This window comes from Paenibacillus thermoaerophilus (genome assembly GCF_005938195.1).
Taxonomy (GTDB): Bacteria; Bacillota; Bacilli; order Paenibacillales; family Reconciliibacillaceae; genus Paenibacillus_W; species Paenibacillus_W thermoaerophilus.
In genome coordinates this window covers 1-13,941 of record NZ_VCQZ01000032.1, presented here as the reverse complement: position 1 = coordinate 13,941, position 13,941 = coordinate 1, and the positions used below count along the sequence as shown (strand labels likewise).

General features: G+C 53.8%; 13 protein-coding genes and 1 pseudogene. 6 read left to right on the top strand and 8 right to left on the bottom strand.

The window, feature by feature from the left end; translation table 11 throughout:
* Nucleotides 1-3: 3 nt before the first annotated feature.
* Both FE781_RS16045 and FE781_RS16040 read right to left on the bottom strand, forming a co-directional pair.
* Nucleotides 4-1,263 (bottom strand): ABC transporter substrate-binding protein, encoded by a 1,260-nt coding sequence (locus FE781_RS16045; protein WP_379253381.1) that lies wholly within the window; start codon nt 1,261-1,263, stop codon nt 4-6.
* Between the two features lie 81 nt (nt 1,264-1,344).
* Entirely contained in the window at nt 1,345-2,475 is a 1,131-nt protein-coding gene (locus FE781_RS16040) for an LLM class flavin-dependent oxidoreductase (protein WP_138790628.1), read from the bottom strand.
* A 253-nt stretch (nt 2,476-2,728) separates the two neighbouring features.
* Between FE781_RS16040 and FE781_RS16035 the strand changes: the two genes are divergently transcribed.
* On the top strand, nt 2,729-3,625 hold the full coding sequence (locus FE781_RS16035) for a helix-turn-helix domain-containing protein (protein WP_138790627.1): 897 nt from the start codon (nt 2,729-2,731) through the stop codon (nt 3,623-3,625).
* Between the two features lie 94 nt (nt 3,626-3,719).
* Here the strand turns inward: FE781_RS16035 and FE781_RS16030 are convergent, their stop codons facing one another.
* From FE781_RS16030 to FE781_RS16010, 5 genes are all read right to left on the bottom strand, one after another.
* Nucleotides 3,720-4,397 carry a stalk domain-containing protein gene (locus FE781_RS16030; protein WP_138790626.1) on the bottom strand — a complete coding sequence of 226 codons (678 nt, stop codon included), beginning with the start codon at nt 4,395-4,397 and terminating at the stop codon, nt 3,720-3,722.
* Nucleotides 4,398-4,479: 82 nt separating this feature from the next.
* A complete protein-coding gene (locus tag FE781_RS16025) occupies nt 4,480-5,034 on the bottom strand; it encodes an RDD family protein (protein WP_246068216.1) in 555 nt (184 codons plus the stop codon).
* A 169-nt stretch (nt 5,035-5,203) separates the two neighbouring features.
* Entirely contained in the window at nt 5,204-5,890 is a 687-nt protein-coding gene (locus FE781_RS16020) for a hypothetical protein (protein WP_138790625.1), read from the bottom strand.
* Nucleotides 5,887-6,783, bottom strand: a complete 897-nt coding sequence (locus FE781_RS16015; RefSeq protein ID WP_138790624.1) for an ABC transporter ATP-binding protein — start codon at nt 6,781-6,783, stop codon at nt 5,887-5,889. The genes FE781_RS16020 and FE781_RS16015 overlap by 4 nt, the downstream gene beginning before the upstream one ends.
* The gene (locus tag FE781_RS16010; protein ID WP_138790623.1) at nt 6,780-7,151 is read right to left on the bottom strand and encodes a GntR family transcriptional regulator; all 372 of its coding nucleotides are present in this window, start codon (nt 7,149-7,151) and stop codon (nt 6,780-6,782) included. The genes FE781_RS16015 and FE781_RS16010 overlap by 4 nt, the downstream gene beginning before the upstream one ends.
* 500 nt (nt 7,152-7,651) lie before the next feature.
* Between FE781_RS16010 and FE781_RS16005 the strand changes: the two genes are divergently transcribed.
* From FE781_RS16005 to FE781_RS15985, 5 genes are all read left to right on the top strand, one after another.
* Nucleotides 7,652-8,698, top strand: a complete 1,047-nt coding sequence (locus tag FE781_RS16005; RefSeq protein ID WP_138790622.1) for a LacI family DNA-binding transcriptional regulator — start codon at nt 7,652-7,654, stop codon at nt 8,696-8,698.
* A 229-nt stretch (nt 8,699-8,927) separates the two neighbouring features.
* Complete coding sequence (locus FE781_RS16000; RefSeq protein ID WP_138790621.1) at nt 8,928-9,698, top strand: sugar phosphate isomerase/epimerase family protein; 771 nt, start codon at nt 8,928-8,930, stop codon at nt 9,696-9,698.
* A gap of 11 nt (nt 9,699-9,709) precedes the next feature.
* Nucleotides 9,710-10,663, top strand: a complete 954-nt coding sequence (locus tag FE781_RS15995) for a sugar kinase (protein WP_138790620.1) — start codon at nt 9,710-9,712, stop codon at nt 10,661-10,663.
* A gap of 12 nt (nt 10,664-10,675) precedes the next feature.
* Nucleotides 10,676-11,950 (top strand): MFS transporter, encoded by a 1,275-nt coding sequence (locus FE781_RS15990; protein WP_138790619.1) that lies wholly within the window; start codon nt 10,676-10,678, stop codon nt 11,948-11,950.
* A 106-nt stretch (nt 11,951-12,056) separates the two neighbouring features.
* Nucleotides 12,057-13,016 carry a phosphoglycerate dehydrogenase gene (locus FE781_RS15985; RefSeq protein WP_138790618.1) on the top strand — a complete coding sequence of 320 codons (960 nt, stop codon included), beginning with the start codon at nt 12,057-12,059 and terminating at the stop codon, nt 13,014-13,016.
* Nucleotides 13,017-13,115: 99 nt separating this feature from the next.
* Here the strand turns inward: FE781_RS15985 and FE781_RS15980 are convergent.
* Nucleotides 13,116-13,814 (bottom strand): annotated as a pseudogene (locus FE781_RS15980) (DUF2935 domain-containing protein); the annotation flags it as partial.
* Nucleotides 13,815-13,941: the final 127 nt, after the last annotated feature.

Below are 13,941 nucleotides of genomic sequence, written 5' to 3'. Positions count from 1 at the left end.
CGTTCACTTTCCAATCTGTTGATCGACGATCGCTTGCGCTTGAGCAGCGGCTTGCTTCGGGTCCGTTCCGCCGAGAACGGCTTGAATGGAGCCGAGCACCGCCTTTTGCACTTCCGCATTTTTAATGGTGAATCTCGGCTGGAAGCGCGTCTTTTTGGTTGTCCATTCCGCGACGATTTGCAGCTCTTTGCTCGTATAGGCCACATCCTTGACCGTTACATTTTGTCCGGTGCCGTTCGCGTACTCGGCCGCGATTTCAGGCCGGCTCAAAAATTCTAGGAACTTTTTCGCTTCGTTCGGATGCTTGGATTTGCTGTTTACCGCCAGCATGAATGTCGTCGTATGAATGCCTTCAAAAACCGCCTGATCCGCCGGTACGGTGATGGGCGCCAGCAACCCTTGCTTCAGTTCGGGATTGATGGCCGCATTCCCGGCAAGCTGATAAGATCCCGTGGCGAGCATCGCCGCTTGCCCTTGGGTGAACAGCGCAATAGCCGCATCTCCTTTGGTTCCCAGCGCGTCTTTTTGGAAATAACCCTTGTCGTTTAATTCCTTGAACTGCGACAGCGTCTTGACCCACCACTCGTCCGTGAGTTTCGCCGCGCCCGCTTCCAATTTGACAAAGATATCTTCATCCGGCGCGTTATTCATCACCATGGGGTTCATGAATTGGCCGGGTCCGATATCCGCGCCCGGGAACGCAATCGGAATGATTCCGTTGGATTTCAATGTCTCGGCAACGCGGAGGAATCCGTCCCAGTCTTTCGGGACTTCAAGATTGTATTTCTCGAACAGGCCTTTATTGTAAATAGGGATGTTGTAAACAAGCTGATAGGGGATGGCAAGCTGCTTGCCGTCTTTCTGGCCGGCCTGAATCAGGCCCGGCGTGAACCGGCTTATAAACGGCTCTCCGCTCAAATCCGCGAACAGCCCGGCTTTCGCAATCGCTTCGAACTGGGCGCCCGGGAAGGACGTGAACACATCGCCTGTCGAGCCGTCCAGCAGTTTCGCCTGCGCGGTCGATTGGTATTGTTCGGAGGGAAACACCTGGGTTTCCACTTTGATGTCTTTGTTCTCCGCCTCAAATTTTTTAATGATGCCGTCCAGCACTTTGGCATCTTCGCCGCGCCAATGAATGAAGCTGATCGTGACCGGTTCCGCGGACGGAGCGCTCGATGGCTGGTTTGAAGCGGCGTTGCCCGGACCGGCAGTGCTGCCCGCCGCTCCTTGATTACCGGTCGAACCGCATGCTGCCAATCCCATGCTTAATCCTAACGTCCCTGCAAGTAAAACGATATTTGATTTACGAATTGTCATCCGAACCGAACCTCCGTTTTGTACATGTTAAACGCTGTAACCTTTGGCAGCCAGTTTTTGCTTGACGAGCGGCAAGAACAGCTTCCCGGATATCTCGGCCTCCTCCAGATGCGGATAACCGGATAAAATAAACGACGTAACGCCGCTTTCCACAAATTCCACGATGCGATCGGATACCTGATCGGGCGTGCCTACAAAAGAGACGCCGCCCCCGCCGCGCACAGCCGACAGCCCGGACCACAAATTCGGTCCAATCCAGTAATCCCGGTCTTTCGCAGCGCGGAACAATTCAATCTGACGTTTCTGGCCGACGGCATCCGTGTTCGCATGTTGTTTCTCCCGCGCGCGGATGAGTTCGCGATCGGCTTTGCTCAAAATCTGCCAGGCGGCTTCCTCTGCTTCTTCCTCGGTTTCGCGGACAATGATTTGAGCGCGAATGCCGTAGCGCAGTTTTCTTTCCACGCCTTTTGTCTCTTGAAGCTCGTCGAGATACGTCTGCATTTCGGCAATCTGCCCTTTAATCCAGTCAACCGGTTCCGTCCACATCAAGTACACGTCCGCCAATTCCGCCGCAACCCGCTTGCCCGCAACCGAGCTTCCGCCAAAATAGAGCGGAGGATGAGGCTGCTGAACGACGTCCGGCTTGCATACGCCGCCTTCCATCGAATAATGCTTGCCGGCGTAATGAAATCCGCCGGCTTCGGCCGATGTTTGCCAGACGCCCTTCACCACTTCCAAAAATTCTTTCGTCCGCTCGTAGCGCTCGTCATGGCTTCCGTACAGCGGATCTCCCGTTGCTTTCAAGTCTTCCGGATAATGGCCCGTCACGACATTGATCAGCGCCCTTCCGCCCGACATCCGATCCAGCGTAGCCGCCAGCCGCGCTGCCAGACCCGGTGTGATGAGGCCCGGCCGCATGGCGATCAGCGGCTTCAACTTGTTTGTTGACGCGGCTACCCATGAACCGACGATCCAGCCTTCCCAGCAATCGCCGCCGGCCGGTATAAGCGCGAATTCATATCCGGCTTTCTCCGCGGCCTGCGCCACCTGTACAAAATATTGCGGCGAAGGTTCGCGTTCCGGTTTCACCCCCAAGTATCTTCCGTCTCCGTTCGTAGGTATGAACCATCCGAACTCCACTTTGCCTGAATTGCCCATGCCTCCGATTCCCCTTTGCTCTTGGTTGTGATGATCCCTTGTGAAAATAAAAAAAAACAATATACAGTTCACATGCATGAACGGATATTGTTGTCTCCAGTGGTCTGGTAGAAAACCTATTAATATTATATGATTAATTGGTGTTAACATCATAACAGGATCGTGTCCGGATCGTCTATGGCAATTTGTTGTTTCTTTCATTTGTCATTTTGTGATATTCCAGGTTCAGGTTCGACGAACAAGAGGTGATCCGATGTTCCGCAATATGAAGGAAGATCATCATGAATGGCTCGAAATCCACTATTTTACCCCGTCTTCCTATGAAAAGGCCGGAGCGGCTTGGCCGATCCGGCTCGGAGCGAATATCGCGAAGCCGAACTATCATATCGGCCCGCGTATTACGCCCTATTATTACCTTTTATTCGTTGTGGAAGGGGAAGGGACGTTTATCCAAAGCAATCGAACCTACCGTTTGCGCCCGAACGACCTGTTTTGCTTGTTCCCGCAGGTGACGCATGAATACTATACAAATCCCGACGCCCTGCTCAAAAAGGTATTCTTCGCCTTCGACGGCAAGTTTGCGCTTCAACTGCTCGAACGGATCGGTCTAGGGCCCTATACGCCTCACCTTGATCATGTACTGACGGCCGATATCCTGGAACTCATGGAGCAATTTTTCCAAATTGTAACGACGCCCGAGAGGCATACGGACCTGGCAAAGCTCGGCATCTTCCATCAAATCATCGATTCGCTTGCGGCCAGAAAACGGAAGATCGACGGGGCCATCGCCCCTCCTGTCGACTGGCTGCAGGAGGGGAAGGATTACCTGGAGATTCACTATGCGGACGGGATTACCGTCGAAAGCGTGGCCGAATACGTCGGCGTGGAACGCACTTACTTCACCAGGCAGTTCACCAAAACATACGGCTTGTCGCCGATGAAATATTTGCAGAAGCTCAAGATGACCGAAGCTCAATTGCTGATCGATCAGACCAGCTATACGCTGGCGGAGATTGCCCAGACGGTCGGCTTCCCCGATCTGCCTTCTTTCTCGAAGGCGTTCAAAAAGTATACGGGAATGTCTCCTGCGTATTATCGCAAGCGGGCTAAAATGGAGGATGTACCCACAAAAGAAATGGATGCGAGGTGATTTCGTGAGCAAAGTTAAAATACGTTCTGCCATAATGGCCGGGTTCTTGTTTTAAAAGACCACCCTCGGTTAAAAGGTGGTCATCGCATCAACATTATTTTTTATAGTGAACGTATACATCGTTTAATTTGGCTGTATTGAATACATCCTTATGCTGATAATTAAGGAAGAACTCATCTATTTCCACCGCAACCTTCCCGCTTGCGGGTGCCGTTCCGCCGCTTACACCGAACATCCTTTTGGCATCTTCCGTATTCGTAAAAACAAAACTGAGCGTCCTCGTATCGTGAGACAATTGAGGAAGCTTCTGCTGCGAGTTCCGATCAACCGTAAACAGAAGCAATTCTCCCAACCTTTCGTCCATCGTATAGGAGAAGGTGCCGGTGACCAAGGCAGACCCGGAGAACTGAACCGTTCCGACATATTCGTCGTCCGCTTGCTGCAAATCAAAATCCTTGACTTCCATTCCGGCTATGGTGTCGCCGATCTGGAGCGTTGCCGCATCAAATCTGTTGGAGTTATTGAACCTGATGACTTGCTGATCGGGATCGTAACTGACTCTGGCTCCCAAGTTTTCAGCCACAAACCTGGCAGGAATGTAGGCCCGATTCTCATAATTCAAGGTGACGAGTTCGTCAGGCAGTTCTTTGGTTTTGCCGTTAAATTCATAAGCGACCGGAAATAATACGGCCTGAATGGAATCCGATGCATACACAACCGAAGCTAAAGACAGCAGTAAAACCGCACTCAGCGCCAGAATCTTTTTCTTCATGAGCAAGCTCCTTTTCAATGTGATTTGGAAAACCGTTCATAAGCGGCATCCATGGTCTTGCCTATTTCCAAATGATGCAAATTTACATACTCCCCCTCCTTTCGCCCCTTTCCATCCTCCGCCGCGCTTTTGCGTCGTGTACGACACCGGTTCGGGCGGGATAATCATGGAGCCCTTTGACCCCTCTGCCCGATAACAGTACCGCGATATACAGGATCATCATGGCGTTTGGCAGGTAGATCCATAAAACATTTGCCGGTTCGTCCGCCCCCCACCACGGCTCGGGCACCAAAATGATCAAATGGGTCAATTCCCACGGCAGCAGTTTGATAAACGTTCTTACCAGAACCTGAAGGAATGTAAGTCTGGGGCCTTTCTCGCTGATCACTTTTAATCCGAGCAGTTGCTTCCCGATCGTTTTCCGCAGAGAGAGCTCGCTCCAAATGAAATACATCCACACCGGCATGGAGAACGTGGCCAGTACCCAGAGTTCTATCTCGTATCCCCGGTCCAAATAATCAAACGGAAATCCGGAGAACATGGTGTACAGTAACAATTGCGCGCCGATTAAAAGGCATGCGGTCAGTGTCATATCCAACCAATATGCCAGAAGTCTCCTTGCGGTTAACTTCACCATCGCCCCTCCCATTTTCGGCGAGTTACAGCCCATTCCATATTACTTCACCAACGTTTCCGCATATTCCATCCATCCGATGTCGAGCTTGCTCCCGCCGATAAAATATCCCGCTTATAAAAGACGAGAGGAGAGCCATCCGGGATATCCCGGACGACTCTCCTCTCGCCCGTCAAACGGTCGCTTTGCGCAGCAGCAAATAAGACGCGATTACATAAAACACCGTCACCGGAACCGTCCACATCGCAAGCTGGAACGCGGAATGTTCGGCCAGCCACCCGAAGATGCGGCCCCACCACTCGTAATACGTGCCGAGAAACCCGACGACAGTCAAGGACACAAGCAGCAAGGCGAAAAACGTATACAGGCCGATGGCGCCGAACCGCCGGTGCACGCCGGATATGGCGAATCCGAGAAAAAACAGGTGCATCAGCACGGCGAACGACATCACGATCAGCTCGATAGGCGAACCGTCATGCACGTGCGGCAGATGGAAAAAGTGCAGATCGGTTCCCCATCTCGTCGTCCAATCGTGTTCCGCAGTCGAGAACACGAACAGGACAATCGAGAGGAGTGCGCTATTGGCTACGACAGCCGCGATGGTGCCGAGGAAATAGTCCGTTCTCCGCACGCTGAGGCCGATCGCGAACGGAAATGTTTGATGCAGGGTGAGCACACCCGCTATCATCATATAAATATAGATGGAAGATAGCCCGCCGGTATACAGCGGCTCCGATAAGAAGAAGCTGATGACGTAATTCACGATGAAGCTGGGTAACAGAACGAATCCCCAGGGAACGATCAGCCACATCCACCGGTCTCTGAAATGAATCTTCATCACGCTTGCGATTCGGTTCACTCGACATTCGCCGCCTTTCTATCCATTTTCCCGCCTGTCAGATGAACAATGAGCTGCTGCAGCGAGACCGGCGCGAGCTCCAGACCGAGCGCTTCGGCTTGCTTCCGGACATCCGGGGCCATGTGTTCCATGACAGCGGCCGACACGAGACCGCCGAAGATATCGCGGTGAATGATGCGCTTGCCTTCCGTAAACGCCTGGACAGCCGAGGCCGGTCCGACGACCGTAAACGCCTGTTCGCGAAGAACGTCGGCATCCTCGCTCAGCAGCAGCCGGCCGTTGTCGATCACGATGATATGCTCCAAAATTCGGCTAACCTCGTCGATCAAGTGAGTGGACAAGATGACGGTTCGCGGATGCGCGGCGTAATCCTCAAGCAGCCGATCGTAGAACAAGCTTCGAGCCACCGCGTCAAGGCCGAGATAAGGCTCGTCAAATATCGTCAGCGGCGCGCGGCTGGCGAGGCCGATGACAATGCCGACGGACGAAAGCATGCCGCGGGACAGCTTCTTCACCCTCCGCTTCAGCGGCAGCCGAAAGTCCTCGATCAGCGAGTTAGCGTACTCGCGGTCCCAGTAAGGGAACAGCGTGGAAGCCACCTCCAGCACATCAGCAACGCAAAAGCTGTCGGGATACTTCTGGCTTTCCTTGATGAAGCATATTTGGCTGAGCACACGGTTATTTTCGTAAGGGTTCTCTCCGAACACCCGAATCTCCCCGCTCGTCGGAAACAACTGGGCGGTTATCATATGCATGATCGTCGTTTTGCCGGCGCCGTTCCTCCCGAGCAGGCCATATATTTTGTTCTCCGCAAGCGCAAAGCTGACATGGTCGACCGCCGTTACGTTCCCGTACGTTTTGGTCAGGCCGTTCACCGAAGCGACGATGCTCATAACGTTTTATCCCCTTTCCGGATCATATCCGTCAATTGTTCCGCGGTGATGCCGAGCTTTCTCGCCTCCCGGATCGTCGCCAAGACGTACTGCTCGTAAAACTGTTCCTTCCGCTTCTCGATAAGCGCCGCACGCGCGCCTGCCGCCACAAACATGCCGATCCCCCGCTTTTTGTACAAGATTCCTTGATCCACAAGCAGATTCACGCCTTTCGCCGCCGTCGCCGGATTGATCTGATAAAAGGACGCGAACTGATTCGTCGAAGGGACCTGTGATTCTTCAGGCAACCGCCCCTCAATGATGTCATCTTCGATGCGCTCGGCAATTTGCATGAAAATCGGTCGGCTGTCGTCGATGAAAAATCCCATGTCCTCACCACTTCAATTGTTAGTTAGTCATGTAATTAACCATACAAGAAATGAACGTGGCTGTCAACAGGGCAGCGAACAATGGGCAAAAGAAAAACCGCACCAGTAAAAGATACTTTCCTTTGACTTCCATACAGCGATGCAATTCATGGCTGACATAGCACCTATCCGAACAGCTCCAAGCATAACGGCTGTGAGCAGCGCCATAGCCCGCGCCGAGATCAACAAGTCCGGCCAACGTGATCAGCAACGATCCAAAAATCTGCATAAGATTTCCGCCATAAACCAAGCCGTGTGCCGGAAAGGCTCCCGGGGCAGTTGCTCATGTATTTCATCCGCCAGCACCCGGGGGTCTTTGCCGAACACTTCCTCCGCCGTCTTCCCTTCCTCCTGGGCCGCCAACAAATGGTCAAGGATCCAACTCGCCCGGTTACACGAGCGATAAAGCAGGTTATAATCAGATTAGCGATCAAAATTCGACGTAAGAATGAGGAAAAGCCATGAATTCTACCAATGAACCACCCAAATCACCGCAAAAAGCGACAATCGCCGATGTGGCGAAAGCCGCCGGCGTATCCAAAACGACCATTTCCCGCTATTTAAGCGGAGATTATAAGTCGATATCCGCCAGCACCCTGAAGCGGATCGAGGAGGCGATCGCGGAGCTCCGTTACAGACCGAACCGGATGGCGAGAGGACTTCGTCAGGCCCGGAGCTATTCCATCGGGATGATTTTCGCCGATATTTCCAATCCGTATTCCACCTCCGTGCTTCGCGGCGCCGAGGACGTATGCACAAGACACGGCTACAGCATCATCGTCTGCAACACCGACAACGATCCCGTCAAAGAAAAAAATTATATCCACATGATGCAAGCCCATCGCATCGACGGCTTGATTATCCACCCGACCGGCCATAACAAGGACATCCTCAACGAAATGGCGGACGAGCGGATTCCCGTCGTCCTGATCGACCGCGAAATACCGGGTTTGGCTTTCGACACCGTCGGAACGGATAACTACAGGGCGATGTCCGAAGCGACGCGGTTTTTCCTGGATCAGGGTTATGAGCGAATCGGTTTTTTCTCGCAGCCGATCGAGCATGTCAGTTCGCGCGCGGAACGGTTTCTCGCTTTTACGGATGTTCTTCGGAACGCCGGCCACCCCAGCGTCAACGATCTGTACGAGTTCGAAATCCGCAAAAACGCACAACTGGAGGAGCAACTGGAACGGTTTATCGAGGCAACGTCCGGACAATCCCGCATGCTTTTTGCGGTAAATGGAATCACCCAGTTAAAGCTGATCAACGCCCTGCAAACGAGAGGACTGCGCATCCCCGAAGATATTGGCATTGCGGGCTTCGACGATTCGGACTGGGCTCCCGTGATCGGATCGGGCATCACTACCGTTGCGCAGCCTACCTATGAAATCGGACAAAGGGCCATGGAGAAAGTGCTGCAGCGGCTCGGCGGCGATGACAGTGCGAAGGAACGCATCGCATTGCCCGGTCAATTGATAATTAGAGGTTCGACCCCTTCCCAAAAATAAAAAAAGATAACGCAAACCGTATTGACGAGGACGCTGTCCTTGTTGTACTTTATCTATGGAACCGATTTCGTAAATCGATTCCATAAAACATTGCGCAAATGGGATTGGCAACCACGAATCCGAAGCCGTCTGGCGGTTAGACGGCTTTCCTTTAACCGTCTTATGGAATCGATTCCGTAAACCGATACCATTAAGTGTTTACGTAAAAAAAACAGACAGGAGTATCTGCATGACGAAGGTTTTTACCACAACGGCGTCTCTCGGAACGCTTGCGGCTCGCCGCGGACAGGAAGCCTGCGTGCCGGTGGCCAAAGCGGCGGGATGCGCCGGAATCGAAATCCGGCGAGAACTTTTTAAGGAAAATTCCCCCGATTTGCCGGCTCTGAAGCGGCGGATCGAGGACGAACATCTTGTAAGCGCTTATTCCGCTCCGGTGGAATTATGGAACAGCGACGGATCGCTCAATGCGGCGATGCTGGACGTCGTCGTACCGGAGGCGTTGGCCGTTGGCGCGGTGTTGCTGAAAGTCTCGCTCGGGCATTATATGCCGGGACAATCCGATCCGGCGGAACTGGGACGTTACTGGTCGCGCCATGTACCGGGAGAAAGCGCTTTAAAGCTGACGGTTGAAAACGACCAGACGCCCCACGGCGGCGATGTGCGGAAGCTTCAGCGCTTCTTCGAGGATTGCAGGAAAGCGGGATTGCCGATCGGCATGGCCTTCGACGTCGGGAACTGGACTTGGACCGGGTGGAACGCAGCGGAAGCGGCCGCTGTCTTGCAGCCGTACGTCGTTTACCTTCACTTGAAGCATGTGGTGGCCGTGGACGGGAAGAACGTAACCGTTCCCCTGCCGGAGGAAGCCGGAAGTTTATGGCGGCGCATTGTCGACTTGTTGCCCCGCGACGCGCCGCGGACAATCGAATTTCCGGTTGCCGGCGACGGTGAGGAGCTGGTCGAAGCTTTGCGCCGGTACGCGGCCATGATAGCGAAAGCATAGGAGGATGTTGTATGAAGTCATGCGATGTCGTCACGTTCGGCGAGGCGATGGCTATGTTTATTGCCGATCACCCCGGCGAACTGCATCAAGTCGAACATTTTACGAGAGCATTGGCCGGAGCCGAGACGAATGTCTCCATAGGGCTGGCCCGGCTGGGCTACAAGATGCGCTGGATCAGCAAAGTCGGCAACGACCCGTTTGGTACGTTCATCATAGAGTCCCTCCGCAAAGAAGGGGTCGATGTGGACATGGTGCTGACGGACGATCGGCATCCTACGGGATTTCAGTTGAAGTCCAAGGCAGAGAGCGGAGATCCCCAGGTTCACTATTTCCGGAAAGGATCGGCCGCAAGCATGTTGAGCGCGGACGACGTCGACCCGGCTTCCTTCACAAGCGCCAGACACCTTCATCTGACCGGGATTCCGCTTGCCGTCTCGGCGAGCATGAGAGAGCTGGCATTCGAAGCGCTGCGCATCATGAAGCAAGCGGGCCGTACCGTATCGTTCGACGTCAATCTCCGCCCGCCGCTATGGAACAGCCAGGCGGAAATGATCGAAGTCGTCAATTCGCTTGCTTGCCAAGCGGATTGGGTCTTGCCGGGAATCGGGGAAGGCAAGCTTCTGACGGGACGTTCGGAGCCGCGGGATATCGCCGGCTTTTACCTGGAACAGGGCGTCAAGCTTGTGGCGGTCAAGCTGGGACCGGAGGGCGCCTACTACCGTACCCCGACGGAAGAAGGCTTCGTCGAAGGCTTTCGCGTTCGAGCGGTGGATACGGTTGGAGCCGGGGACGGGTTCGCGGTCGGATTGATCAGCGGTTTGTTGGAAGGCTTGACGGTTAGAGACGCGGTTCGCCGGGGCAACGCCATCGGAGCGTTAGCGGTTACGGCAGCGGGCGATTCGGAAGGACTGCCGACTCGTCCCCAGTTGGAAGCGTTTATAAGCGCATCCTGCATCCATCCATAGGGGGTTAGCGATATGGAAACAAAAAAACTGCCATCCAGCCGGTGGTTCAGAATCATTCCCATCGTGTTCATCACGTACAGCCTGGCTTACCTTGACCGGGCGAATTACAGCTTCGGCGCGGCGGCGGGTATGGCCGAAGATTTGCACATTACCGCCGGGACGTCGTCCTTGCTGGGAGCGCTCTTTTTCCTGGGATATTTCTTCTTTCAAATCCCCGGAGCCGCTTATGCCGCCCAGAAAAGCGCCAAGAAACTCATATTCTGGTGCCTGATCCTGTGGGGGTTATGCGCGGCCGCAACCGGGGTGGTCACGGACATCCGCTTCTTGTATGTGATCCGGTTTACCCTCGGCGTAGTGGAAAGCGCTGTTATGCCGGCTATGCTGATCTTTCTCAGCAATTGGTTTACCAAAGAGGAACGCTCCAGAGCCAATACGTTCCTGATCTTAGGCAACCCGGTGACCGTATTGTGGATGTCGATCCTATCCGGTTACCTGGTGCACGGTTTCGGCTGGCGGATGATGTTTATCATTGAAGGGCTGCCTTCAGTCATCTGGGCGCTGTTCTGGTGGAAGCTCGTGCAGGATAAGCCGAGGGACGCCAAGTGGCTGTCCGAAGGCGAGAAGAACGATGTGGAGCAAGCGCTTCTGGAAGAACAAAAAGGCATGAAAACCGTCAAAAACTACCGGGAAGCGTTCAAAAACCCGAAGGTGATCATGCTCTCCATTCAATATTTCTTCTGGAGCATCGGGGTTTACGGCTTTGTCATGTGGCTCCCGTCGATCATTAAGCAGGCGGGGAATACCGGGATTGTAGCAGCCGGATGGCTCTCGTCCGTTCCGTATCTGTTAGCCGTTATTCTCATGCTGTCCGTCTCCTACTATGCCGACCGCACGATGAACCGTAAAGGCGTCGTCTGGATTTGTCTGCTTGTCGGCGCCGTCTGCTTCTACGGCTCCTATCTGGTCGGATTGTCGAACTTCTGGCTGTCCTATGCTCTTCTGGTTGTGGCCGGAGGCGCGATGTATGCCCCGTACGGGCCGTTCTTCGCGATTATTCCGGAGCTGCTGCCGCGCAACGTCGCAGGCGGCGCAACCGCTTTGATCAACAGCTTCGGCGCACTCGGCTCGTTTGCAGGCTCTTATATCGTCGGCTACCTGAACGGAGCGACGGGTTCGCCCGATGCGTCTTACATGTTTATGGCGCTGTCCCTGATCGTCTCCGTCATCATGACGATTGCGGTCAAAACCCAGTCCGGCGGGGTACAGGTCAAGAAAGTGACGGCCTAAATACGGAACGGAAGGCTCCGGTGAAGCTTAAGCGGAACCGGGGCCATAACACGCTTGATCGGCAAGACCGGACGCGGTCCGGATGTATGAAGGAGGATATCGGATTATGGCAAAAGTGTTGGCATTGCCGCGTTCCTTTTCCCGTTCGGAAGAAGCGAAGGCATTGTTGGAACAGGCGGGAATGGAAATCGTCTGGAATCCGGAGGGCCGGCCTTTGAAAGAGTCGGAACTGGCGGAGTTGATCCGGGGAGCGGATGCGCTGATTGCCGGCATCGACGAGGTGACCGGCAAGGTGCTGGAGGCGGGCGCGCCAACCTTAAAAATTGTGGCGAAATACGGCGTCGGTTACGATAACATCGATGTGGAGACGGCTTCCCGGCTGGGGATTCCGGTGACCGTTACGCCGGGGGCTCCCACCCGTTCGGTGGCGGAGCTGGCCATGAGCCTGATGCTGTGCGCCGCGCGCCATATCCCGCAGATGAATGCGAGCGTGAAAGAAGGCGGCTGGAACCGCATCACCGGCACGGAGCTGGGAGGCAAGGTGCTGGGGATCATCGGCTTGGGCGCGATCGGAGCGGAGGTTGCAAAGCGAGCCGTCGCCTTCGATATGCGGGTGATCGCGTACAGCCGGAACGTCCGCCAGGACCTGGCGGATCGATATGGCGTCCAGTATGTAAGCTTGCCGGAGCTGTACGCGCAGTCGGATTTCATCTCCCTGCACGTGCCTTCCCAACCCGAGACGATCGGGATGATCAACAGGGACGCCTTGCGGCAAATGAAAAAAACGGCTTACCTGATCAATACGGCCCGGGGAGATCTGATCGTCGAGGAAGATTTATACGAGGCTCTGTCGAATGGACAAATCGCGGGCGCCGGTCTGGATACGTTTGTCCACGAACCTCCGTTACATCTCGATCTGGTCCGTCTGCCCAACGTCGTATCGTCTCCGCATGTAGGCTCCAACACCGTTGAGGCCGGTTACCGCATGGCCCGCATGGCCGCAGAGGAAGTCATTCGCGTCCTTTCCGGAGAACAGCCGCTTTATCCGGTCGGGAAGCCCCGCTAATATAACGCCGGCGCATCCCAACGATCGGCTCGCCCAGGGGGACCTTTGCATGGACGAAGGTCCCCCTGCCTCTTGTCGTCGATATTGGATTATGCCGGATCAATCCATCATCATACTTTGAAGTGAAGGCACAGGTTTTCCTGTCAAGCTGTTTTCAAACATATCGATAATGAATAAAAATCGTTCAGCTTCACGGAACACATGATCCGCCAGCAACGGATGAATGATGCTTTTAATTCGGCAAGCTTCAATTAACTCGCGCGCCGTTTTCTTAAAGTCACGTAATGATTTAACGGAAACCCGATTCTGGTCAAGGAATTGATCAAGAAGAGGGGCCGTTTGCGATTGCGGGCGCATGGAATCCAAATCTCTTGCTTGAAATAATAATTGGTCGAATTCCTGGCTGAAATGATTGGCTTGATCTACCAGCTTCCGTTCCGAGGGATCAAGCAGATGACTGATAAACTTGGCATGATCGGCCATAATTCTCAGGAAAAAAACGTTCTCGTTAATAATGGCGTCAGGAAGCGGCTCCAACCTGCCCGTATTTAGTTCCATCAACCGATTTCTGAAATAATTGGCTTCCCTGCTCACATGATCGACTAACAGCGGAAAATTGTTCGCCCCAGGCAGTTGGCAACGCAGGATCAATCCGAGAACTTTTCTTTTAAACGCCCAGATGTGGGAAACTGCATGATGGACTTCTTCGTTGAACCTTTTGATGATTTGCGGATCTGTTCCAATCGTTAAGGCATTTGCCTTATTTTCTATAGCTTCAAAAATTGAATAAAATTGATTGTTATAGTCTCAAGTAGTGGTGTAAAATTGCGCCGAGCTTCTTGACAAGGGAAGCCACGGTATGATTTCTACTAAAGTGACGCGACTCTACTTTAGAAGGAGGATCAAACCGTGGCTTCTATAGATA